Annotated in this window: 20 protein-coding genes; 13 read left to right on the top strand and 7 right to left on the bottom strand. The window is 32.9% G+C overall.

What is annotated here, in order from left to right; genetic code table 11:
* Window positions 1-22 precede the first annotated feature (22 nt).
* The 3 genes from menD (at window position 23) to TD18_RS05135 (ending at window position 3,138) form a co-directional block, all read left to right on the top strand.
* Window positions 23-1,783 (top strand): 2-succinyl-5-enolpyruvyl-6-hydroxy-3-cyclohexene-1-carboxylate synthase, encoded by a 1,761-nt coding sequence (menD, locus tag TD18_RS05145; protein ID WP_040249402.1) that lies wholly within the window; start codon window positions 23-25, stop codon window positions 1,781-1,783.
* An 88-nt stretch (window positions 1,784-1,871) separates the two neighbouring features.
* Window positions 1,872-2,213: a DUF2853 family protein gene (locus TD18_RS05140; RefSeq protein WP_040249400.1), complete on the top strand. Its 342-nt coding sequence runs from the start codon at window positions 1,872-1,874 to the stop codon at window positions 2,211-2,213.
* Between the two features lie 94 nt (window positions 2,214-2,307).
* Window positions 2,308-3,138, top strand: a complete 831-nt coding sequence (locus TD18_RS05135; RefSeq protein ID WP_040249397.1) for a CvfB family protein — start codon at window positions 2,308-2,310, stop codon at window positions 3,136-3,138.
* On the opposite strand, the gene TD18_RS05130 is transcribed toward TD18_RS05135, so the two are convergent.
* Both TD18_RS05130 and TD18_RS05125 read right to left on the bottom strand, forming a co-directional pair.
* A complete protein-coding gene (locus TD18_RS05130; protein ID WP_040249394.1) occupies window positions 3,131-3,550 on the bottom strand; it encodes a hypothetical protein in 420 nt (139 codons plus the stop codon). The genes TD18_RS05135 and TD18_RS05130 overlap by 8 nt on opposite strands.
* Window positions 3,551-3,776: 226 nt before the next feature.
* Window positions 3,777-4,049 (bottom strand): hypothetical protein, encoded by a 273-nt coding sequence (locus tag TD18_RS05125; protein WP_040249391.1) that lies wholly within the window; start codon window positions 4,047-4,049, stop codon window positions 3,777-3,779.
* Between the two features lie 223 nt (window positions 4,050-4,272).
* Between TD18_RS05125 and TD18_RS05120 the strand changes: the two genes are divergently transcribed.
* From TD18_RS05120 to TD18_RS05105, 4 genes are all read left to right on the top strand, one after another.
* Entirely contained in the window at window positions 4,273-5,112 is an 840-nt protein-coding gene (locus tag TD18_RS05120) for a 1,4-dihydroxy-2-naphthoyl-CoA synthase (protein WP_040249388.1), read from the top strand.
* 15 nt (window positions 5,113-5,127) lie between these two features.
* Window positions 5,128-6,033 carry a 1,4-dihydroxy-2-naphthoate octaprenyltransferase gene (gene menA, locus TD18_RS05115; protein ID WP_040249385.1) on the top strand — a complete coding sequence of 302 codons (906 nt, stop codon included), beginning with the start codon at window positions 5,128-5,130 and terminating at the stop codon, window positions 6,031-6,033.
* A 196-nt stretch (window positions 6,034-6,229) separates the two neighbouring features.
* Window positions 6,230-6,907 (top strand): metal-dependent hydrolase, encoded by a 678-nt coding sequence (locus TD18_RS05110; RefSeq protein WP_040249382.1) that lies wholly within the window; start codon window positions 6,230-6,232, stop codon window positions 6,905-6,907.
* A gap of 45 nt (window positions 6,908-6,952) precedes the next feature.
* Window positions 6,953-7,246: an RDD family protein gene (locus TD18_RS05105; protein ID WP_160289453.1), complete on the top strand. Its 294-nt coding sequence runs from the start codon at window positions 6,953-6,955 to the stop codon at window positions 7,244-7,246.
* Between the two features lie 86 nt (window positions 7,247-7,332).
* Here TD18_RS05105 and TD18_RS05100 read toward each other — a convergent pair whose 3' ends face one another.
* The gene (locus tag TD18_RS05100) at window positions 7,333-8,238 is read right to left on the bottom strand and encodes a sterol desaturase family protein (RefSeq protein ID WP_040249378.1); all 906 of its coding nucleotides are present in this window, start codon (window positions 8,236-8,238) and stop codon (window positions 7,333-7,335) included.
* Window positions 8,239-8,311: 73 nt separating this feature from the next.
* On the opposite strand from TD18_RS05100, the gene TD18_RS05095 reads away from it, so the two are divergent.
* From TD18_RS05095 to TD18_RS05085, 3 genes are read left to right on the top strand one after another with little or no spacing between them, the layout of a single operon-like run.
* The gene (locus tag TD18_RS05095; RefSeq protein ID WP_040249375.1) at window positions 8,312-9,001 is read left to right on the top strand and encodes a DUF2490 domain-containing protein; all 690 of its coding nucleotides are present in this window, start codon (window positions 8,312-8,314) and stop codon (window positions 8,999-9,001) included.
* A 27-nt stretch (window positions 9,002-9,028) separates the two neighbouring features.
* The gene (locus TD18_RS05090; protein ID WP_040249372.1) at window positions 9,029-10,078 is read left to right on the top strand and encodes an o-succinylbenzoate synthase; all 1,050 of its coding nucleotides are present in this window, start codon (window positions 9,029-9,031) and stop codon (window positions 10,076-10,078) included.
* A 10-nt stretch (window positions 10,079-10,088) separates the two neighbouring features.
* Complete coding sequence (locus tag TD18_RS05085; protein WP_040249370.1) at window positions 10,089-11,048, top strand: CPBP family intramembrane glutamic endopeptidase; 960 nt, start codon at window positions 10,089-10,091, stop codon at window positions 11,046-11,048.
* Between the two features lie 95 nt (window positions 11,049-11,143).
* Here the strand turns inward: TD18_RS05085 and TD18_RS05080 are convergent, their stop codons facing one another.
* The gene (locus TD18_RS05080; protein WP_040249367.1) at window positions 11,144-13,078 is read right to left on the bottom strand and encodes a DUF3857 domain-containing protein; all 1,935 of its coding nucleotides are present in this window, start codon (window positions 13,076-13,078) and stop codon (window positions 11,144-11,146) included.
* Window positions 13,078-14,961, bottom strand: coding sequence for a DUF3857 domain-containing protein (locus TD18_RS05075; protein ID WP_040249363.1), 1,884 nt, complete (start codon window positions 14,959-14,961; stop codon window positions 13,078-13,080). The genes TD18_RS05080 and TD18_RS05075 overlap by 1 nt, the downstream gene beginning before the upstream one ends.
* Before the next feature lie 92 nt (window positions 14,962-15,053).
* Here TD18_RS05075 and TD18_RS05070 point away from each other — a divergent pair, with 92 nt between their 5' ends.
* The 3 genes from TD18_RS05070 (at window position 15,054) to TD18_RS05060 (ending at window position 19,054) form a co-directional block, all read left to right on the top strand.
* Window positions 15,054-16,118 carry an AMP-binding protein gene (locus tag TD18_RS05070; protein WP_040249359.1) on the top strand — a complete coding sequence of 355 codons (1,065 nt, stop codon included), beginning with the start codon at window positions 15,054-15,056 and terminating at the stop codon, window positions 16,116-16,118.
* Window positions 16,119-16,210: 92 nt separating this feature from the next.
* A complete protein-coding gene (locus TD18_RS05065; protein ID WP_040249356.1) occupies window positions 16,211-18,304 on the top strand; it encodes a vWA domain-containing protein in 2,094 nt (697 codons plus the stop codon).
* A gap of 147 nt (window positions 18,305-18,451) precedes the next feature.
* Window positions 18,452-19,054 carry a vWA domain-containing protein gene (locus tag TD18_RS05060; protein ID WP_152611313.1) on the top strand — a complete coding sequence of 201 codons (603 nt, stop codon included), beginning with the start codon at window positions 18,452-18,454 and terminating at the stop codon, window positions 19,052-19,054.
* Here the strand turns inward: TD18_RS05060 and TD18_RS05055 are convergent.
* Together TD18_RS05055 and TD18_RS05050 are read right to left on the bottom strand one after the other, a co-directional pair.
* The gene (locus tag TD18_RS05055; RefSeq protein ID WP_040249351.1) at window positions 19,044-20,315 is read right to left on the bottom strand and encodes an MFS transporter; all 1,272 of its coding nucleotides are present in this window, start codon (window positions 20,313-20,315) and stop codon (window positions 19,044-19,046) included. The genes TD18_RS05060 and TD18_RS05055 overlap by 11 nt on opposite strands.
* Window positions 20,315-21,943 carry an acyl-CoA carboxylase subunit beta gene (locus TD18_RS05050; RefSeq protein ID WP_040249350.1) on the bottom strand — a complete coding sequence of 543 codons (1,629 nt, stop codon included), beginning with the start codon at window positions 21,941-21,943 and terminating at the stop codon, window positions 20,315-20,317. Before TD18_RS05050 ends, TD18_RS05055 begins: the two co-directional genes overlap by 1 nt.
* Window positions 21,944-22,058: the final 115 nt, after the last annotated feature.

Below are 22,058 nucleotides of genomic sequence, written 5' to 3'. Positions count from 1 at the left end.
TATTTTTCTTAAATTTACAGTCATGAAATACCCTAAAATTCCTTTAGCACAAACTGTTGTTCAGTTGTGTAAACTCAAACATATTAAGCATATTGTTATTTCTCCAGGAAGTAGAAATGCACCACTAACTATAGGATTTACGAACGATAGTTATTTTACTTGTTATAGTATTGTCGATGAGCGATGTGCTGCCTTTTTTGCCTTAGGAATTGCGCAACAAACAAACGAAACCGTTGCTGTGGTTTGTACCTCTGGAAGTGCATTACTTAATTATTATCCAGCGGTCTCTGAAGCATTTTATAGTGATATTCCAATGGCAGTTCTTTCAGCAGATAGACCTAAACATTTAATTGACATAGGTGATGGACAAACCATTAATCAAAAAAATGTATTTGAAAACCATATTGTCTATTCTGCAAACTTAAAGCTGGATATCAAAGACGAAAATAACTTGCCCAAAAAGGAAGAATTACCAATATTTAAAAGCTTAGAAAATAAATTAGAACGTATTTTAGGCTTACAACAAGGTATTCAATCATTTAACGAAGCTGAAATAAATACAGCTTTAAATTTAGCAAAGCTTAAAAAAGGACCAGTTCATATTAATGTTCCTTTTGATGAACCTCTTTATGAGCTTACGGAGACTTTAACAGTTAAGCCAGAAGTTGAAACTCTTGATTTAAAACCTGTTAAAATTGATGATGCAGAATTAGAAGATTGTATTGACGAATGGTATGTTGCGCAAAGAAAAATGATACTGGTAGGCGTTTTACCTCCCAATTCTGTTGAGCAAAAACTTTTAGAAGAACTTGCAGACGATGACAGTGTTTTAGTTTTCACTGAGACGACTTCTAATTTACACCATCCTAATTTTTTTCCGAGTATAGATAAACTAATTGCGCCTTTATCTCCCGAAGAATTGAAAGCGCTTCAACCCGAGATATTGATTACGTTTGGAGGTATGATTGTCTCTAAAAAAATTAAAGCATTTTTAAGACAACACAAACCGAAACACCATTGGCATATCGATGAAAAGAAAGCTTATGACACGTTTTTCTGTTTGACCAAACATATTGAAGTATCACCCAATCAATTTTTTTCGGCATTTTTATCAAAAATAACCCATCTTCCGAAAAGTAATTATTTTGACACATGGACTTCGGTCAAAAAGCACAGAAGCAAAAGGCATTTAGAATATATTAAGGAGATTCCATTTTCAGATTTTAAAGTGTTTAATCAGGTTTTGAAAACCATTCCTAACAAAACCATACTTCAGCTTGGTAATAGTTCTGCTGTACGATATGCACAATTATTTAATTTGAATCCTTCACTACAAGTCTTTTGTAATCGAGGTACAAGTGGTATTGATGGAAGCACATCTACAGCTATAGGATGTGCTGCAATTTCAAATAAACAAACGACGTTTATCACAGGTGATTTAAGTTTTTTCTACGATAGTAATGCCTTATGGAATAATTACATTCCTAATACCTTCAGAATCATTGTCATTAATAATCAAGGCGGCGGGATTTTCAGAATCTTGCCTGGTCATAAGAATACAGATAATTTCGACAACTATTTTGAAACCATTCATCATTTGTCTGCTCAACATTTATGTAAAATGTACCAATTTGAATACGCAAAAGCTTCAAACGAAATGGAACTAACGGAATCACTTAAAGGCTTCTTTAACAAATCTAAAACACCAAAACTTCTTGAAGTGTTTACACCAAGAACGGAAAATGATAGTATTCTCTTAGACTATTTCAAGTTTATTAAATAGAAAACGTTTTGTGACTTATTCATTTTTTAGGTGTCTAAAAATTGATTATATTTATGAAGCTTTTTAATAACACTAAAATCAATTACACATGAGTAAAAGAGACGAATTAATAGCAAAATATGCTGCAGATTTAAAAGATAAATGTGGCGTAAGTCCTGATATGGATTTATTAACCAAAGTGACTATTGGTTGTGGACCATCAATTTATAATGCTGATGCTGCAACAGTTTCGGGATCTGATGATTCAGAATTAGCAACAGTAAAAAACAACTTCTTAATTAAAAAATTAGGATTGAAAGATGGTCCCAATTTAGATAAAGGAATAGATGCTGTTATGGAAACATACGGTAAATCTAACCGAAATAAGTACAGAGCTGTTGTGTATTATTTATTGACAAAGCACTTTAAGAAAGAATCGGTTTATAAATAAAATAAGCTCACTTTTAACATACAAAGCGTTTTTATTCAAATAGAATTCTAACGCTTTTTTTATTTCTAATATGTAATATCTGTATCTTTGCGGCATGATAAAAATAGGAGAATACAATACATTGGATATACTTCGTGAAAGTGAACAGGGTTTATACCTTGCTGATGCTGATGGAAATGAAGTGCTTTTACCTAACAGATATGTGCCTGAAGAATTTAAAATCTGGGAACCTATCGATGTCTTTGTGTATTTGGATAATGAAGAACGCCCAGTTGCAGTAACTGATGCGCCTTATGTAACCGTTAATAATTTTGCAATGTTACGATGCAATCAAGTAACACAACATGGAGCATTTTTAGATTGGGGAATGGTTAAGGAATTGTTTTGTCCTTTTAAAGAGCAAGCGTTTAAAATGAAAGCTGGTGGCTGGTATTTAATCTATTGTTATTTAGATGAAGAAACAGGACGTTTAGTGGCTTCGAGTAAAACCAATCGTTTTCTAGATAATAAAGACTTAACGGTTCAGCAATTTGATGAAGTCGATTTAATTATATCTCATCCTTCAGAGCTTGGCATGAATGTGATAGTTAATAAACAACATCATGGATTGATTTATAAGGATGATATTTATAAAGAATTAAGTGTAGGTGATCAACTTAAAGGTATTGTAAAAAAAGTTCGCCATGATAATAAGCTTGATATCACGCTTGGTCAAATAGGCTATCGCAATATTGAACCTAATGCTGAAAAAATTCTACATACTTTAGAGGATAGTGATGGATTTTTGCCTCTTACAGATAAGTCGAATCCAGATCAGATAAAAGATGAATTGGAAATGAGTAAAAAAAGCTTTAAAAAGGCTATTGGTGCTTTGTATAAACAAAAACTAATTACTTTAAAAGATGATGGCATCTATCTTAACTAGATGTAGTGATACCTTTTAAACTTTCTTCAACCCAAATAATAGCATTTGATAAATCATCGAAATTTTTTCTATTAAACTCGAAAAAGTGATTTTCCATTTCAAATACTTTACTCGCAAAGGACGAATAGGTTACAGTAGCATAAGCTTTCAAATTATTAAAAGTAGTATTAAATTTTGGAGCGTCTGTAATGACAATAGAATACGAATGTATTCTATTTGAAATAAAGCCAAATGCCGCGTTGTTGTAATGTTCTTTTATTGCTAACTGTGCTTCATTAAAATTGTCAAAATTAATAATAACACCTTCGTTAAATTCAGCTATTAAATAGGTTTCAAAGAAATATAAATTTCCTAAAGTTATCGTTTTTTTAAACAGTAACTTATTATAGATTGGGGAATCAATAATTGACATGTAGTTATTATTTTATAGGGAGCTCAAATATAAAATGTCTGTGCTGTCTATTCAAGAGATTTCTGAAGTTTAAATAACTTTTGTATTATCGTTATCAATTTGGTTAAAATTGTTAAAACTATCTATCTGATAGTATCATGAACTAATTTAATGTTGATAAAAATAGTTTTAAAATGAAGTATTTACCATTAGTTGCCATTGGAGATTGGTAGCTACCTAAACATGCTTAATTTAACGAGATGATCATTTTAACCATGACGCTTTTATAGACAGAAACTAATCCCTCGTACATAGTATCGTTAGTAATATTTTTATGATCACAATAACTGCTTTCAATGATAGCATTCATTGGTCCTGATTCATTATAACTTACAACACCATGGTCAATCAGATTTGGAGAAATAGATTTTACTTCAGTAGTTTCTAATAATGAAAACGAATAAGAATTAACCCGATGGGATATGGGTTCAAAAAGTTTCGTGTTTCTAAAATAATTCATGAAATCATAAATAGCTAGTCGAGCAGAAGGTAATCAAGAAATTCTAGTAGTAACCAATTTTTATGTTACTATGAATATTACCAGAACGTCAGATACGTTTATTTTAAAAAAAGAAATTTAAAATAATTTGAAAAAATTTTTGCCGTTTTCGTCTGTTTTTGGGTGCTTATTGACTTACATATTATATTTAAAAGCAGTATTTTTGTAGTAAATAGATTGAACTATGGAAAAAGCAAAATGGGTTACTGCTAAAACCTATGAAGATATTACCTATAAAAAATGTAATGGAGTCGCTAGAATTGCATTTAATCGTCCTGATATAAGAAATGCTTTCAGGCCAAAAACCACAAGTGAACTTTATGATGCTTTTTATGATGCCAATGAAGATGTATCAATTGGTGTCGTTTTACTATCTGCCGAAGGTCCATCAACTAAAGACGGTATCTGGAGTTTTTGTTCTGGAGGTGACCAAAAAGCAAGAGGTCATCAAGGTTATGTTGGAGAGGATGGTTACCATCGTTTAAACATTCTAGAAGTTCAGCGTCTTATCAGATTTATGCCTAAGGCAGTTATTGCTGTTGTTCCTGGTTGGGCTGTTGGTGGTGGACATAGTTTACATGTGGTTTGTGATTTAACGTTAGCAAGTAAAGAACACGCAATTTTTAAACAAACAGATGCAGATGTGACAAGTTTTGATGGTGGTTATGGATCTGCATATTTGGCCAAAATGGTCGGACAAAAAAGAGCGCGTGAGATTTTTTTCCTCGGAAGAAATTATTCAGCGCAAGAGGCTTATGATATGGGCATGGTGAATGCCGTAATTCCTCATGACGAGCTCGAAGACACAGCCTATGAATGGGCTCAAGCCATATTAGCGAAATCACCAACATCTATTAAAATGTTAAAATTTGCTATGAATCTTACCGATGATGGTATGGTCGGGCAGCAAGTATTTGCAGGTGAAGCAACGCGATTGGCATATATGACAGATGAAGCAAAAGAAGGTCGTGATGCGTTTTTAGAAAAGCGTAAACCGAACTTCGATAAAAAATGGATTCCGTAAATAGAGTTCTGTTATATGTTTAAAAAAATCAAACCCTGGATTGCTGCTTTTCGATTGCGAACTTTGCCCTTGTCAGTTTCAGGAATTATTATTGGTGCTTGTTTAGCTGAACATAATGGAGCCTTTAATATGTTCATATTTATTTTAGCAATTCTCTTAACCATAAGTTTACAAATTCTCTCTAATCTGGCAAACGATTATGGTGATGGTATCAAAGGAACTGATAATGAAAATAGAGTAGGTCCTGAACGAGCAATACAAAGTGGAGCTATAAGCGAACATGAAATGATGCTTGGTATAAAGAACAATATCCTAATAGTTGTAGGTTTATCTGTTGGCCTAATTTATGCCTCTTTTGGAGTGAGTCATCTACTACTGTCTCTTCTGTTTTTTTTACTGGCTGGTTTATCTATTTATGCGGCTATAACTTATACTGTTGGAGAGTCGGCATATGGTTACAGAGGTTTAGGAGACGTATTTGTTTTCATTTTTTTCGGTTTGGTAAGTGTAGGTGGTAGTTATTTGTTATTTGTAAAGCAATTAGATCATCACATATTTTTACCAGCAATCACCTTAGGATTATTAAGTGCAGGCGTATTAAATCTTAATAACATGCGAGATATAGAATCTGATAAAGCTTCAAATAAAATAACTTTAGCAGTTAAGCTAGGGAAGAAAAAAGCGAAACAATATCATATGTTTTTAATTGGTTCTGCAATCTTGGTCTCATTATTATTTGGAATTTTATATTTTTCGTCATTTTACAACATCCTCTTTTTTATAGCATATATACCTCTAATTATCCACATGCTTAAAATTAACAAAGCTAAAGCAGCTGATGATTTTGATTCGCAGTTAAAAGTACTAGCTTTAACTACCTTTTTATTATCAGTACTTTTAGGGATAGGTTATATTTTGTGATTTTTTTAACATAATTGTTTGGTTTTCAAATAATTAATTCATATATTTAGTATTGAAATTTTGTAGGTCGGCATTATTTGCTATTATGTTGGCAATGAAATTTGGGGCTTTAAAACTCAGACAAATTATCTTTAATCTGTCTGAGTTTTTTCGTAATTTACCTTGCTGTTAATTATTTTTTTAAATATTTCATGTTATGCAAATTACATTTTATGGTCACGCAAGTTTAGGTATTCAGGTCGCTGATGTTACTATTTTAGTTGATCCTTTTATTTCTGGTAATCCTAAAGCTTCTAAAATTGATATAGAACAACTTAAAGCAGATTATATTCTGGTGACTCATGCACATCAGGATCATATCCTCGACGTAGAAGCAATTGCTAAGCGAACAGGTGCAGTCGTTGTTTCTAATTTTGAGATTGCTACGTATTACGATAAATTAGGACTAGAAAATCACCCAATGAATCATGGTGGCCAATGGGATTTTGAATTTGGAAACCTAAAATACGTCAATGCTATTCATACCTCGTCTTTTCCAGATGGTAGCTATGGTGGTCAACCGGGAGGTTTCGTCATAGAAGGAGAACATAAAAATGTTTATATCGCAGGAGATACTGCATTAACGATGGATATGAAATTAATTCCATTACAAACACAACTTGATTTAGCTATTCTACCCATTGGAGATAATTTTACCATGGGAATTGATGACGCTATACTTGCAAGTGATTTTGTTGCATGTGATAAGGTGTTAGGCTACCACTTTGATACCTTTGGATATATCGAAATAGATCATGAAGTTGCAAAACGAAAATTCTTCGATAAAAATAAAGATTTAATGCTGTTAGAGATTGGAGAGAGTATTGAGTTATAATGTTATGAAAGTCCACATTTTATGGCGTTGAATTCAATTCAACCAATGAAACATATAGATAAAGGAACCAGACTAGCTAACTATCTTATCGATTTGATAGTCATTTATAGCTTGTGGTTTGTTGTTGTCCTTATGAGTCAGTTTTATAATGCTGAATATCTAATTTTTTATATACTTATGTTTCTGTATTATCTAATATTTGAAACCATTACAGGTCAGACTTTAGGAAAAATGGTTACAAAAACCAAAGTCATTACTAAAGATGGAACAAGGCCTACTTTTGTGAACATACGAATTCGTACTTTAAGCAGACTTATTCCTTTTGATGCCTTGTCTTAGCTCTTTGGAAGTGAATTAGGTATGCACGACTTGTTTTCATCTACTAAATTACTTAAAACGGATACAAATCAATAGTAGATAGACGCTTAGTTCTTATTAGATTTTTTGTTTAACCAATCTGATCTCAAATCGCTACTTAAAATTCCAGTACCATCGTGTTTCCAGCCTGGTGGTTTAAAAATGTATAGGAATCTGTTTTTTAAAGATTTTCGTCCTGAAAACGCATCCTTGAACATGTGAATCCACTCTGTAAAAGCAATTTTAATGGGATTATAGGTGTCGATGTTTTTTACCAATCCGTAAACCACTTTTTCATCTTCTAATTCGGGTTGGAAAGTGCCGAAAAGCTTGTCCCAAATAATCAAAATGCCTGCTTGATTTCGATCGAGATATAAGGGATTACTACCATGATGCACACGATGATGTGAAGGTGTATTAAAAATAGCTTCAAACCAATGAGGCATCTTGTGTATCGCTTCTGTATGAATCCAAAACTGATATAATAAACTCACAGACATTTGAAGAATAATCATAGCGGGATGAAAACCTAGCAAAGGCAACCATAACCAAAATATAAAGGTATAAAATCCTCCAGACCAGGTCTGACGTAAGGCTGTACTTAAATTATAATGCTGAGAAGAATGATGAACCACATGAGATGCCCAAAATAAACGACATTCATGTGAGATCCGATGAAACCAGTAATAGGCAAAATCATCAGCAAAAAAGATTAATATAAAACTCCACCAGGTAATTGGAATCGTAAACAATCTAAAATTATCGTAGATGTAAACAAAGGATAAAAGCACGAGGGCTTTACTAAAAAAACCTAAGAATACATTTCCTAAACCCATAGCAATAGATGAAAACGCATCCTTAGTTTCGTAAGTTTTGATACCTTGTTTTACGGTTATAAATAATTCTAAAAGCATTGCCAATATGAACAATGGAATGGCATACAAAATGATATTTGGAAAACTTGGCTCGTGCATTTAAGATTAAGGTTTATGCTAAAGTACGAAATCCTTAAAAATCTTTACTTTTGCACTAGCTAAAAATACCGCTATGAAATATAAATGCTTACTTTTTTTAATTATACTTTGTTCTTCAAACAGTTTTGCTCAGGTTGAAGCTGGAAAAACAGGTGCTTGGTACATGTATTTCTTCAATCATCAGTTTAAAGAAAGTCAATTTGGGATTCAGGGAGATATTCAATATCGTAACTGGAATTTGGGAGGTGATTTAGAACAACTACTAATTAGAACAGGAGTAACTTATACACCAAAAAACTCTAAAGTCCTATTAACATTAGGCTACGGAAATATTACTACTGGCGAATTTGGAGATGGCAACGCTACCTCTGTTGAAAGTAGAATTTATCAGGAAGTCTTGATGCCGCAACAATTAGGTAAGAGAATTTACCTGACGCATCGCTTTAGATATGAGCAGCGATTTGTTGAAGATCAGGATTTTAGAACACGATATCGCTACAACTTATTTTTGAACGTACCTTTTAATAAATCAGCACTAGAGAAAGGGGCTTTGTATGCTGCTTTGTATAATGAATTATTTGTTAACGGGCAAAAAGATATAGGTGATGGGAGAGAAGTTGAATTCTTCGATCGTAATCGTACTTATCTTGGTTTGGGTTATGTTTTGAAAGAAGGCATGCGTTTTCAGTTAGGCTGGATGAACCAAAAAACAGATACTGTTGGAAAAGCGCAATTACAATTGAGTTTTCATCATAAATTCTAATTTTATAAATCCTATTTTTGCTTCAACATGACAGCAAGCTTTCAGCAATACATTCTACAGTTTAAAAATCCAAGCGGAACTTCTCGTGGAATTTTAAAAACTAAAGAGACTTGGTTTATCATTTTAAAAGGTGACGGCAAAACAGGTATTGGCGAATGTGGCTTGTTTAGAGGTTTAAGTAGTGATGACCGATCAGATTATGTTGAAAAACTTCAATGGGTTTGCGATCATATTAAATTAGGTTTAGATGAATTACTATCGGATTTAATCGAATTCCCAAGCATTCAGTTTGGTTTAGAGCAAGCCTTTAAATCTCTAGAAAGTGAATCGCCTTTTGAACTGTTTCCTTCAGAATTTACTCGTGGAAAAGCTTCAATTCCTATTAATGGACTCATTTGGATGGGAAGTGAATCTTTTATGAAAGATCAGATAAGAGAAAAACTTGAATCAGGATTCAATTGTATTAAAATGAAAATTGGTGCTATCGATTTTGATACTGAATTGAATCTAATAAAGTCTATCCGACAAGAATTTTCAGCACATGATATTGAATTACGAGTGGATGCAAATGGTGCGTTTACGCCAGACCAAGCTCTAGAAAAACTCAAGCGCTTATCTGCTTTCGAATTACATTCTATAGAACAACCTATAAAACAAGGACAGCATGAAGAAATGGCAAGGCTTTGTGAAGTAACCCCTTTGCCAATTGCGTTAGACGAAGAATTAATTGGTGTGTTTACTGTAACAAGACAAACCGAATTGCTACAAATGATTAATCCGCAATACATTATTTTAAAACCAAGTTTGGTTGGAGGATGGAGTGGAAGTGAGCAATGGATTAACATCGCTGAACGACATAACATTGGATGGTGGATTACAAGTGCTCTTGAAAGTAATGTAGGATTAAATGCTGTAGCGCAATGGACTTACACCTTACAAAGCAATATGCCACAAGGTTTAGGAACAGGAAGTTTATTTACCAATAATTTTGAGAGTCCGTTATTAGTAAAAAATGGTACATTGCAGCACGAAATTAAGAAAGGTTGGAATGTGACCAACTTAAATATAACGATATAAAATTTATACTATGTTTATTAAACAAGCATTTAAAGTAGAACATGATTTTTGGAGATACCTCATAGGTTCTGTAATTGTATTTGCAGCATCATTTATAGGACAATTACCGTTGTTGGGAGTCGTTATCATGAAGGTTCTAAACGATGGCGTTTTAGGATTAGAGGATATTACCGAAGAAACAATGTATACGCTATTAGACTCGAATTTGTTCTTATTTTTAATGTTGATATCCTTTTTAGTAGCATTTGTTGGGTTATTCATAGCTGTTAAATACTTGCATAAACAAACCATGATCTCAATAGCAACGTCAAGATCTAAATTAGATTGGAAACGTATCTGGTTTGCTTTTATATTTTGGGGTGTGCTCTCCTCAAGTCTGGTGTTATTAGATTATTTTTATTTATCACCTGAAAATTATGAATTTAATTTTGAAGCTAAACGATTTGCCATACTGGCTGTAATTGCGGTAGCTTTAATTCCTATTCAAACCAGTTTAGAAGAGTATATTTTTAGAGGCTACTTAATGCAAGGTTTCGGAACTTTAGCTAAGAACAGATGGTTTCCATTAGTGATGACTTCAGTTATTTTTGGAGGTCTTCATGTATTCAATCCTGAAGTAGGCAAACTAGGTTATTCCATAATGATTTATTATATAGGAACTGGTTTTCTCTTTGGAATCATGACCTTAATGGATGAAGGTACAGAACTCGCTTTAGGCTTTCATGCAGCTAATAACTTATTTACTGCGTTGTTGGTAACAACAGATTGGACTGTTTTCCAAACACATTCCATTTTAAAAGATATTTCAGAACCTGAGGTAAATGCGATAGATTTGATTATACCTGTATTTGTCATGTATCCAATTATCCTATTTATTTTTTCTAAAAAATACAAATGGTCCAATTGGAAAGACAAACTCTTTGGTTCTATTGAAGAACCACCTAAAGAAGATTATAAAATTATTGAATAATAAAAAAAGCGACTTAATAGTCGCTTTTTTTTTTTAGTATAAAACCCTAATGTCATTTCGAGATCAGTCGAGAAATCTCTATCACAATTAGAAGTCTAATCTGCAGCCTTAAACAAAATCGCTGCTTTGTTGAAATCGGAAGCTGCATTAATCACTTCTCTGAATTCTTCATATTTATTCAAATCAAATTCATGTGTTTTATAAAATTCTTCTATAGTAATTATAATCTTGTCATCATCTAACTTGTAATTAGACTCAAACTTAGCAGTTTCTTTACCATTACTTGCAATATATCGTTTGTCAATCACTAACGATTCTAGACCTTCAACAGTGTAGCCTTCAGGAATATTAACGATAATTTCATAATTATAACGGTTAGGATAAATCATTTCTATTGGATTGATACGTTCTGTTTCTTGATATAACTCACTTTGAGTACCAATTACCATTCCGATTTGAAAAATATAACTATCACCAGCATCTTCAAGTAAGACTTCAGAAGAAATCGTAGTTTTTACCTGAAAAGGAACATTGTATTCCAGTTGATTCATATCTGTATTAAAAGTTTCGTAACTTATAATTGCTTTGTCTTCAATACCAGAACCCGTTAAATAATCTTTATATTCTATTAACCCTTGCTCAGTAGATAAATTTAAAACAGCTCTACTGGTTTCAGCCCAATGGCCAAAGTAATCTTGATCTTGTTCAATGGTTACGCTTTCAAAATCGTTTTTAAAAGAAATATTCATATCTCTTCTAATTTTACTGTAATCTGGATCTTCCTGAATAATTTTAGAGAAATAATGTTTAAAATCTGAAGAAATAAACAAACCATAATTCCCTAAGATATTAAATGGTGCTTCACCAATTCTAGCTTCAAAACGGTCTGGAGCGATGTATTTTCGTTCTGAAGGTATGTAGATTAAGAAATCTCTCAACATTCCAGGAACAAAAAATTCAGGATCAAACTTAGTTAAAAAACGATTGGCTGTAATAACGATTTCGAATTCAACATCTAATGCCGTTAAATACTGCGCATAAACTTTCATGATGCCATAATCACTTGCCGAACGATTTGTTAAAATATAATTTAAATCGGAAAGCTCCTGATTGTTATTCTTCACAACCGTGTAATTAGATTTTACAAAAATATCTACAAGCGCAGCTTTTTTATAGGTAGATAAATCTGTATAACCTTCAACAATTTTATCTGCATCTTCTTTAGCCTGAGCAACAACTTCTTCAGGAAAAAATTGTCTGCCAACATTATTTGAAACGTTCGTCCAGAACATGTTTTGTGTGATGTTTTGATCAGGAAGAAAACATTGATAGACAACAGCAATATTATTAGCTTTTGGTGTTGCATATTCTTCTTCAACCATGGCAGGAATATCTTTAATGGTCAAGAGTTGCGCTTTGTTACCTTCAATATTTACAGGTTCGAAAGTTTCAATTGTTCTGTAAGCCTTCACATTAGACATAAGTTTTCCGGTAATAAATAAAAACTGCGCCTCTTTTATTTTGTAATTCGCCTGAATGGTTTCAGAGCCATAAATTTCAAAAGCTCTTTCAACGGTATATAAGACTTCTATTTCAGAATTGATTTCAGCACCTTCAATTGCAAATATTTTGAAGTCGCCGTATTCTTCAACATTGCTAACGTCTTTTATATTTTCTTCATTTAATAAAACGACTTTTCCAGACGGACTAATTGTTCTTGCTTTTACACTAATAAGTTGTTTTACGTCATACATTGGGATGTAAACAGTGTTGTGTTGCGCAATTCCATTATCGTCATTAACACGAATAATGGTGTGTTTAGTTTCGTAAAGTCTTGGCTCTGAAGCAACTTCATCAGCATGATATTCTACAATAACTTTTTTGAAAATAGCAACTGAAGACGCTTCTTTTTCGTCACTGCTTAATTTATGTAATTTTGGTTTTTTTTGCCAATCATACGTTTTGTAATGCTGAGCAATACCAGTTGTAGTTGTTAGTAATATGGCAATCAGTGCAATTTTTTTTATCATTATATCTGTTCTAATATTATACTTTTTTTATAGGCTTTTTGTAAACTTTTTATAAATTGATTCCAGTTATCAAAATCTTTCAATTCAATACTTAAGGTCTTAACGTAAATAGTTTTAGTTTGTGTTATCACATTACCATTTTGTTCATAGTTTATTTTAAAACCATAGTTTGGATCTTCAAAAACCAAAGCATCAGGAACGTAGCTCGCTTGATAGCCTTCAGGAATTTCAAAATTGGTGGTAAAATGTCTTTCGAACTTATAATCTATTTTTTTACTAAATTTTCGGCCTTCGGTTTCAACATCACTGTTAGACAGTGAGCGATCAATATTCAAGTTGATATAAATTTTGTCTCCAATATTTCTCGTGTAACTATCTATAATCAGGTCGTATTCTAAAATCAGAGGCGTAGCCTTATTGTCAAAATGGGTTTTATTAATATTGGTATATTTTGTTTTGTTGTTTCCCAACGCAAGTGTCGTATTAAGGTATTCTTCTTCCGTTTTACTTTCTTTTTTATAGGTGTAATCTGATACAAATTCTACCTTGTCATAACCTTGAAGGGAACGTTTTTCAGATACTTTTAACGTTCCATTTTCTAAATGCATTTTAGTTGTAATATTGGTAACACTTTGTTTTGCTTTTTGTGCAGGAACTTTAATAATTTCAAAATTGTCTTTATCAATTCCTACGAGTGCCTCTTTGGTTTGAATAAATGCACTTGGCATACCAAATGGCACATAGCTATCTGTAGCATCCAGAAAGATAGTGTCATTTTCTATAATTGCTGTAGTAATCATATGATTATCAACAGAGGTTGTAGGAACTTCGTAGTATGAGTAAGGCTTACTTCTAGAGCCAATCCATGTTCTGTATGCTTCAATACCAACATGATTGAGCATTTCATATAATAAATTTGACATGGCTTTACAATCACCATAACGAGTTTCACAGGTTGCAGCTGCTCCAGCAGGAATAAATCCACCATAACCATCACCAAACGCAATGTAATTGATGTTATTTTGTACCCATTCAAAAATTGCTTTTGCCTTCTCCTCTTTAGTATTTAGTGCACTTGTAATCTCATCTGTAATTTCATGTACCTTGGCCAAGTCATTAGTATCCACCTGATCTAATAAACTGACATACCATTTGTATAAATCTGATAAATCATTTGAAACATTTATTATTTTACCATTGCTTTCATAATTTTTTATGTAAAGTAATATGTGTGGTAAGTAATACATAGGCGCTTCACTATCATCTTCTAATTGAAAGCCTTCGGTGTTGTTAGCACTCCAGGTGTAAATAGTGCTGGTTTCCGTTTCTTCTTTTTTGAAATCTAAATTAATTGATTCGGTGTTGAACTCGACATAACCAATTTCTACATGTTTTGGAAATTCAACAGAGAGCTGTGCGCTTTTAGTTGGCACATGAATAGCAAAATTAAAACCACCTAGAAATTGAGGTTCTTTGATAATACGCTTATAGCTCAAATACGTTTCTGCACCTTGAGTGACTGCCGGAAATATAAAGCTTTTAAATTCGTCATCACTGTAAAACACCATGTTATCGAATTCTTGCTTAGTTTCAATATAATCAACGTTTATTTTCTTATCTGATGCTGGTAAATAGGTATAGGCTTCAATATCTTTAATTTCTGAAAAACTACTGTAGCCAATAGATTCGTTGGCGAAATATAATTTTTTTGAACTGATAAACTTTCCTTGTTCTGTGACGTTTTGAACAATATCAAATTTGTCGTTGATTAATTTTATAGTGATGTGTTGATGTCTTTTAAGGTAGATGTAATCTTTATCTGAAAAATCTTGTGACCAACAGAGAAATGGTACAAGTAAAAAAAAGAAAAAATATTTAGGCATTGTTTGGGTGTTTTAATTCAAATATAGACTATTTATCTTTAACTTAGTTGTGTTAAAAATAGTATATAACTCATAGCTAATATCATACCAAAATGACACCTACATTTGATAAAATTCACTTAAAATTTAAGTTAAACGGCTCCTCTTTTGATCATGACGAATTGAAAGAAGTTGCTTATAGTCTCGTAAAAGAAGGCGAAGCCTTTGAAAAAGTAGCAGGTAATTTTTTACTGGACTGGTTAGATAGTAAAGATTACATTTTGGTTAGTACATCGGGAACAACAGGTTTGCCCAAGACAATTAAAATTAATAAAAAACACATGGTTAATTCTGCAATCATGACAGGTGACTTTTTTAAGATTCAGCCAGGTGATACTGCTTTACATTGTTTACCAAGTCGTTATATATCTGGTAAAATGATGCTAGTACGTGCCATGATTTTAGGTTTAGAATTAGACATGGTCGCTCCAACTTTACATCCTGCTTATGATGATGAAAAAGATTATGATTTTTGTGCAATGATTCCGTTGCAACTCAAAAATTCTTTAAATAGATTACAACATATCAAAACGCTTATTGTAGGAGGTGCGAGTGTTTCAAAAGCACTTATTGATAGTTTACAAGATTTAGAAACGAGTGTATATGAAACCTTTGGTATGACAGAAACTATTAGTCATTTTGCAGTTAAAAAATTAAATCATAATACCTCAATGAGCAAGGCTTTTGAAACATTACCAGATGTACGTATTTCTAAAAATGAAAACGATTGTTTAGTTGTTGATGCACCAAAATTAAGTGATGCTATTATAGTGACAAACGATTTGGTGAATATGGTTTCTGAACATCAATTTGAAATTATTGGGCGATATGATAATATGATTAACTCTGGAGGAGTAAAGGTTTATCCAGAACTGATAGAATTAAAGCTTCAGGATTTGATAGAACCTCGTTTTTTTATTGCTTCAGAAACAGATAATGATTTAGGTCAGAAAGTCATTCTCGTTATTGAAGGCGAAACGGCAGATTTTGATAAAGAAGTATTCTCACAATTAGACAAACATGAGGTTCCAAAAATGGTTTATACGATTCCTAAATTCTTAGTCACTGAAACTGGAAAACTTCAACGAAAAAAAATTCTGGATACTATTTTAACGTAGTTTACTCATTGAAAAGAAGGTTTCACTCACTTTCCATTTTTTAAAATAGGATATGATGATAAGTTTGGTATGAACTTTAAACTTTAATCATCATGAAACTATTATTACAATTATCGTGCTTCTTTTTAATAAGTATCTGCTTAAATGCACAGCAAAGAAATATAACAGGAACTGTATCTTCAGCAACTGATGGATTGCCATTACCTGGTGTAAATGTTATTATTAAAGGCACATCAAATGGCGTTCAAACCGACTTTGATGGTTATTACTCAATATATGCGCAAACGGGAGATGTCTTAGTGTTTTCTTTTTTAGGAATGAAAGAAACAACAGCAATAGTGGCTAAAACAGACGAACTAAATGTTAGTATGATTGAAGATGTAGAAAAATTAGAAGAAATTGTAGTTTGCGGATTTTCATCTAAATCATCTCATTCAAATAGATCTAATTTTAGACCAAAGCCAACATTGTCTTCTGTTTTTGGAGGACGAGCATCAGGAGTTAATAGTGCTTATTTAAAAGGCAAACCTGGAGTAGCGTCTAGAGTCAATGTCCAAAGTAATTCCATTAGCACTAATACTAGAGAACCACTGTTTATTTTAGATGGACAACCGATAACGAGAGGTCAATTGAATAGTATTCAAATTAATAAAATAAAACATGTTGAAATTCTTAGTCCTATGCAGGGTAAAGTTTTATATAACTATGAAGGCTCCAAGGGCGTTGCCGTATTGCGCACAAAAGGAATAAGAAATAACAATGTCGATGTAAATATTTTAAACGATTTTTTAAATGAGTCCTATACTCAAATTGTAGACAATCCATTCAAGCGCTCACATTTATCTCCTTTGTCAACCTTTTCAATTGATGTAGATAAGGCATCATACAGCAATATCAGACGTATGTTGAATAACGGACAAACAGTTCCAAAAGATGCTGTAAGGATTGAAGAAATGGTAAATTATTTCAATTATGATTATCCACAACCACAAGACGAACATCCATTTTCAATAAATACAGAAGTAATTCAAACACCATGGCATCAAAAAACGCGATTAGTTAGAATCGGACTTCAAGGAAAAACATACGACAATGAAGAATTGCCTGCATCCAATCTTACTTTTCTTATTGATGTTTCTGGTTCAATGAGTTCTCCAAATAAATTACAATTATTAAAAAGTGCCTTTAAGCTTTTAGTAAACCAATTAAGAGATAAAGATATGGTGTCAATTGTAGTCTATGCTGGAGCTGCTGGAGTTGTATTAGAACCAACTCAAGGTCATAAGAAGAATGTTATTTTAAAAGCACTAGACAATTTAGAAGCTGGTGGTTCAACTGCTGGAGGAGCAGGAATTCAATTGGCTTATCATTTAGCCGAAAAACATTTTAAAAAAGGAGGTAATAATAGAGTAATATTAGCAACAGATGGTGATTTCAATGTTGGAGCTTCAAGTGATAGCGATATGCAAACTCTTATTGAAGAGAAACGAAAATCTGGTGTATTCTTATCAGTTTTAGGTTTTGGATACGGAAACTACAAAGATTCAAAATTAGAAACACTTGCAGATAAAGGCAATGGGAATCATGCTTATATCGATAATATGCAGGAGGCACAAAAAGTCTTCGGAAAAGAATTTGGAGGTACGTTATTTACCATTGCTAAGGATGTAAAAATTCAAGTGGAATTCAATCCAAAGAAAGTACAAGCTTACCGACTTATTGGTTATGAAAACAGATTACTTGCTGCAGAAGATTTCATTGATGACACCAAAGATGCAGGTGAGTTGGGAAGTGGTCATACGGTTACAGCTTTGTATGAAATAATTCCAGTAGGAGTAGAAGTTGATTATTTAAAAGACATTCCAAGACTGAAGTACACAACTAATTTAACTTCTGATAAATATCACGACGAATTGTTTACAGTGAAATTTAGATATAAAAAGCCAGATGAATCAAAAAGTATTGAAATGATTCATATTCAGAATTCAAACCTATCTGAACCATCTGAAGATATGAATTTTGTATCTGCAATTGCCTTATTCGGAATGAGACTTAGAGCATCAAAATATGATAATAATGCAACAATTGAAGATATCATTAGACTAGCTAATAGCGGAAGAGGTAAAGATGATGATGGTTACAGAGCAGAATTTATAAGACTTTTAGAATCTTATGAACATCTGTAGATGAGTTTACCTTTTGTAAAGAGCGACTAGTTAGTCGCTCTTTCTCTTTTTATGTTTTTTACTAATTGAAGTGAGTGTTTCACTCATTCATTATTTTATCTGCAACTATTTGGTTGTAAGTTTATTATGAACTTAAAAACCAAACAAATGAAACATTTTATTATTACATTCGGATTACTGTTGTTTTCATACACAGTTACAAGTCAGGACAAAAATATTGAAACGAAATCTATTGAGTTAGATAACTTAATCAACTTTGTTGTTGAACAAATAGACAGAAAAACTGAAGCTTCAGAAGCTCCTCTGGATAATATTATCTTTTTATTGGAAACACCTTTAAATGATCTTATAACTGAAGATAAAGTCATTTTAAATCAAGCCTTCAAACTGGTATCAAAACGATTAACCGAAGACGATTACATTTCAATTTTGACCTACACAGGATTTAACGGAATCGCTTTAAATCAAACCTCTCCAAAAGAATTAAAAGCAATTTTATATACCATTGATAATTTAAAATTGAGCGTTAAGGAGTTTCATGACGATGGCATTGCATTAGCTTACCAATTCGCCAATGAAAATTTTATGGAAGAAGCAGTAAATACAGTCATTATGATTAGAAATCCGAATGCTGCAAATAGAGAACAGGTAACTGTGGAGAATACTAAAGCACCCAAAGTAAAAAACAATGTGGTTTTAATTACAGCTATGGCGTTATTACCTGAGCTTATTTCGGTGATTAAGGATTAGAACTCGGATTTTTATATAAAAAATAAGCAGCAATACTACCTACAAGTGAAAAGCCTGACATAATTGCAAAGACATGTCGAAGACCAATTTCTCCAGGATTTGCATCTAAAACGTAACCCATTAACGGACCAGCAAATATGTCAGGCGTATAACCAACAATAGATATAAATCCGACAGCAGTTCCTGTGAGAGCTAATGGAATTTTAGATTCTTCTAAAGTTGCAAAATAAAGAACTCTTGCAGAATAGACTCCCAGTGCCATTGTACCAATTGATAAAATAAATAAAAGTGTTGTAGAATCATTGAGGATACCTGATGCAAAAACGAGACTGGTAATTAGCATTAAGATAAAACCGATAATAATCCATAATGAAGCTCTTGTTCGATCAGCTAATAAACCAATTACGACGCCAATAACTGGTCTCATATATAATAAATACGTACCAACTTTTGCTGAATCAATCTCATTATAATTCATCACCTGATTGGCATAAAGACTGAAAACATCAGTCATTTTATATCCAAAATAAGCACATAAAATGATAATCATCAAAAGCCAGACAGCTCTAAACTTCATAACTTGTTTGAAACTGGAAAGTGTCAGTGATTTTGACTTATCAATTGTATTTTCTTCCGAAGAATTTAAGTTTTTAAGAAAGAAAAACACCAATAGAGCAATGATACATATGGCAACAGATGAATAAATAATGACTTGTTTGAACGCTTCACGACGTTCATCCAAAGTTGTAACTTCAATTTCCTTCGTAATAAAAAATGAAAATATCATAACACCTACAGAACCAAAAAGCGCAGCTGTAAGTCCGCGTCCACCATCTAAAAACCCAAAAGCGATGCCTTGTTTATCTGTTCCTCCCCAAATTCGGGTGGCTTTTATCATAGAAGCCCAAAACAAAAATATTGTTGTAAAACCCCAAAAACCATAGAGTAGATGAAGGTTTTTTAAGGTTGGATAAGTTGCCAGATAAAAACCACCTAGAGCAGTTAGCATTAAAGCAACAGACATTAAAATGTGAGGTTTAAATTTATCGGCTAGTGGTCCTCCAAATAAATAAGAAAACAAGGCTACTAATCCATAAATAGAAAAGCAGCTTCCAATTTGTAGGTTGGTTATGGCAAAAGTTTCTAAAAAAGTGGGTCTGAAAATACGTTGTAAAACAAAAGGTAGAATAAAAACAGCTTCACCAGCTAAGATGAGTAAGATGATGATATAAGCTGGCGAACTAGTTTTATTGTTTTTCATTATACCTGCAAAACACCCATATTAAATGGTTTTTCAATAGGAGCGTGGTTAGCTGCTTCTATTCCCATACTAATCCAGGTTCTAGTGTCTAAAGGATTGATAACAGCATCTGTCCATATACGAGCAGCTGCATAATATGGAGACACTTGATTGTCATATCTGTTTTTAATTTTATCAAATAACTCCTTTTCTTTCTCTTCGGTAATTTTCTCTCCTTTTTTCAGAAGTGATGCTTTTTCAATCTGAAGTAAAACCTTTGCAGCAGAATTCCCACTCATAACCGCTAGCTCTGCACTAGGCCAAGCCGCAATTAATCTTGGGTCATAGGCTTTTCCACACATGGCATAGTTTCCTGCACCATAACTGTTACCAATAACGATGGTGAATTTTGGCACAACTGAATTACTAACGGCATTCACCATTTTTGCACCATCTTTAATGATTCCTCCATGTTCCGATTTGCTACCAACCATGAAACCAGTAACGTCTTGTAAAAATACTAACGGAATTTTCTTCTGATTACAATTGGCAATAAAACGGGTGGCTTTATCAGCACTGTCATTATAAATCACGCCACCAAACTGCATTTCACCTTTTTTGGTTTTTACCAGTTTACGTTGATTGGCAACTATACCAACAGCCCAACCATCTATTCTTGCATAGGCTGTAATAATGGTTTGTCCGTAACCTTCTTTATATTCATCAAACTCGCTATTATCAACCAATCGCTTGATGATGTCTTTCATATCGTATTGATCTGCTCTTGAACGTGGCAATATTCCGAAGATATCATCCGGATTTTCCTTAGGCTTTTTGGACGCAACTTTATTAAATCCTGCTTTGTCATAATCACCAATTTTATCCATTATTCGCTGAATGGTTTCCAAAGCATCTTTGTCATCTTTGGCTTTATAATCAGTCACTCCAGAAATCTCGCAATGTGTGGTTGCACCTCCTAAAGTTTCATTATCAATCGTTTCTCCAATGGCAGCTTTTACCAAGTAACTACCAGCAAGAAAGATACTTCCGGTTTTGTCCACAATTAAAGCTTCATCACTCATAATAGGTAAATAGGCTCCACCTGCAACACAACTTCCCATAACAGCTGCAATCTGCGTAATTCCCATACTGCTCATCACGGCATTATTTCTGAATATGCGTCCGAAATGCTCTTTATCAGGAAAGATTTCATCTTGCATAGGAAGGTAAACTCCAGCTGAATCCACTAGGTAAATGATAGGTAATCTGTTTTCAATAGCAATTTCCTGAGCACGTAAATTCTTTTTTCCGGTAATAGGAAACCAGGCGCCAGCTTTCACAGTAGCATCATTGGCAACAACAATGCATTGTTTGCCTTTAACATAGCCCATTTTTACAACGACACCACCAGATGGGCAGCCACCATGTTCTGCATACATATTGTCTCCAGCAAATGCTCCAATTTCGATCGAAGGTTTCTTAGCATCTAACAAATAGTCAATACGCTCTCTGGCTGTCATTTTTCCTTTAGAATGATGCTTTTCAATACGTTTTTCACCGCCACCTAGTTTTACCTTAGCCAAGCGTTTTTTTAAATCTGAAAGGAGTAATTTATTGTGATCTTCGTTTTTATTGAAGTTGATATCCATAGTCTGTTTAATTTGTCACGAATTTACGAAACCCTTAACGGATTAAAAAGTGAATAATTTGTTAAAAATAATAACATGGAAATAGTTTCCTAGGAATATAATAATTTTTTATTGT

Source organism: Psychroserpens mesophilus, assembly GCF_000826645.1.
Classification (GTDB): Bacteria; Bacteroidota; Bacteroidia; order Flavobacteriales; family Flavobacteriaceae; genus Psychroserpens; species Psychroserpens mesophilus.
The sequence above is the reverse complement of the archived record's forward strand: the minus strand, read 5'-3'. Positions and strand labels throughout refer to the sequence as shown.

Excerpts from the sequence above, each read along its gene's own strand:
- TD18_RS05135 (WP_040249397.1), top strand. The coding sequence starts at position 2,308 with ATGATAAAAATAGGAGAATACAATACATTGGATATACTTCGTGAAAGT.
- TD18_RS05105 (WP_160289453.1), top strand. The coding sequence starts at position 6,953 with ATGAAACATATAGATAAAGGAACCAGACTAGCTAACTATCTTATCGAT.
- TD18_RS05130 (WP_040249394.1), bottom strand. The coding sequence starts at position 3,550 with ATGTCAATTATTGATTCCCCAATCTATAATAAGTTACTGTTTAAAAAA.
- TD18_RS05060 (WP_152611313.1), top strand. The coding sequence starts at position 18,452 with ATGAAACATTTTATTATTACATTCGGATTACTGTTGTTTTCATACACA.
- menA (WP_040249385.1), top strand. The coding sequence starts at position 5,128 with ATGTTTAAAAAAATCAAACCCTGGATTGCTGCTTTTCGATTGCGAACT.
- TD18_RS05125 (WP_040249391.1), bottom strand. The coding sequence starts at position 4,049 with ATGAATTATTTTAGAAACACGAAACTTTTTGAACCCATATCCCATCGG.
- TD18_RS05095 (WP_040249375.1), top strand. The coding sequence starts at position 8,312 with ATGAAATATAAATGCTTACTTTTTTTAATTATACTTTGTTCTTCAAAC.
- TD18_RS05090 (WP_040249372.1), top strand. The coding sequence starts at position 9,029 with ATGACAGCAAGCTTTCAGCAATACATTCTACAGTTTAAAAATCCAAGC.
- TD18_RS05080 (WP_040249367.1), bottom strand. The coding sequence starts at position 13,078 with ATGATAAAAAAAATTGCACTGATTGCCATATTACTAACAACTACAACT.
- TD18_RS05070 (WP_040249359.1), top strand. The coding sequence starts at position 15,054 with ATGACACCTACATTTGATAAAATTCACTTAAAATTTAAGTTAAACGGC.
- TD18_RS05055 (WP_040249351.1), bottom strand. The coding sequence starts at position 20,315 with ATGAAAAACAATAAAACTAGTTCGCCAGCTTATATCATCATCTTACTC.
- TD18_RS05075 (WP_040249363.1), bottom strand. The coding sequence starts at position 14,961 with ATGCCTAAATATTTTTTCTTTTTTTTACTTGTACCATTTCTCTGTTGG.
- TD18_RS05085 (WP_040249370.1), top strand. The coding sequence starts at position 10,089 with ATGTTTATTAAACAAGCATTTAAAGTAGAACATGATTTTTGGAGATAC.
- TD18_RS05065 (WP_040249356.1), top strand. The coding sequence starts at position 16,211 with ATGAAACTATTATTACAATTATCGTGCTTCTTTTTAATAAGTATCTGC.
- TD18_RS05120 (WP_040249388.1), top strand. The coding sequence starts at position 4,273 with ATGGAAAAAGCAAAATGGGTTACTGCTAAAACCTATGAAGATATTACC.
- TD18_RS05100 (WP_040249378.1), bottom strand. The coding sequence starts at position 8,238 with ATGCACGAGCCAAGTTTTCCAAATATCATTTTGTATGCCATTCCATTG.
- TD18_RS05110 (WP_040249382.1), top strand. The coding sequence starts at position 6,230 with ATGCAAATTACATTTTATGGTCACGCAAGTTTAGGTATTCAGGTCGCT.
- menD (WP_040249402.1), top strand. The coding sequence starts at position 23 with ATGAAATACCCTAAAATTCCTTTAGCACAAACTGTTGTTCAGTTGTGT.
- TD18_RS05140 (WP_040249400.1), top strand. The coding sequence starts at position 1,872 with ATGAGTAAAAGAGACGAATTAATAGCAAAATATGCTGCAGATTTAAAA.
- TD18_RS05050 (WP_040249350.1), bottom strand. The coding sequence starts at position 21,943 with ATGGATATCAACTTCAATAAAAACGAAGATCACAATAAATTACTCCTT.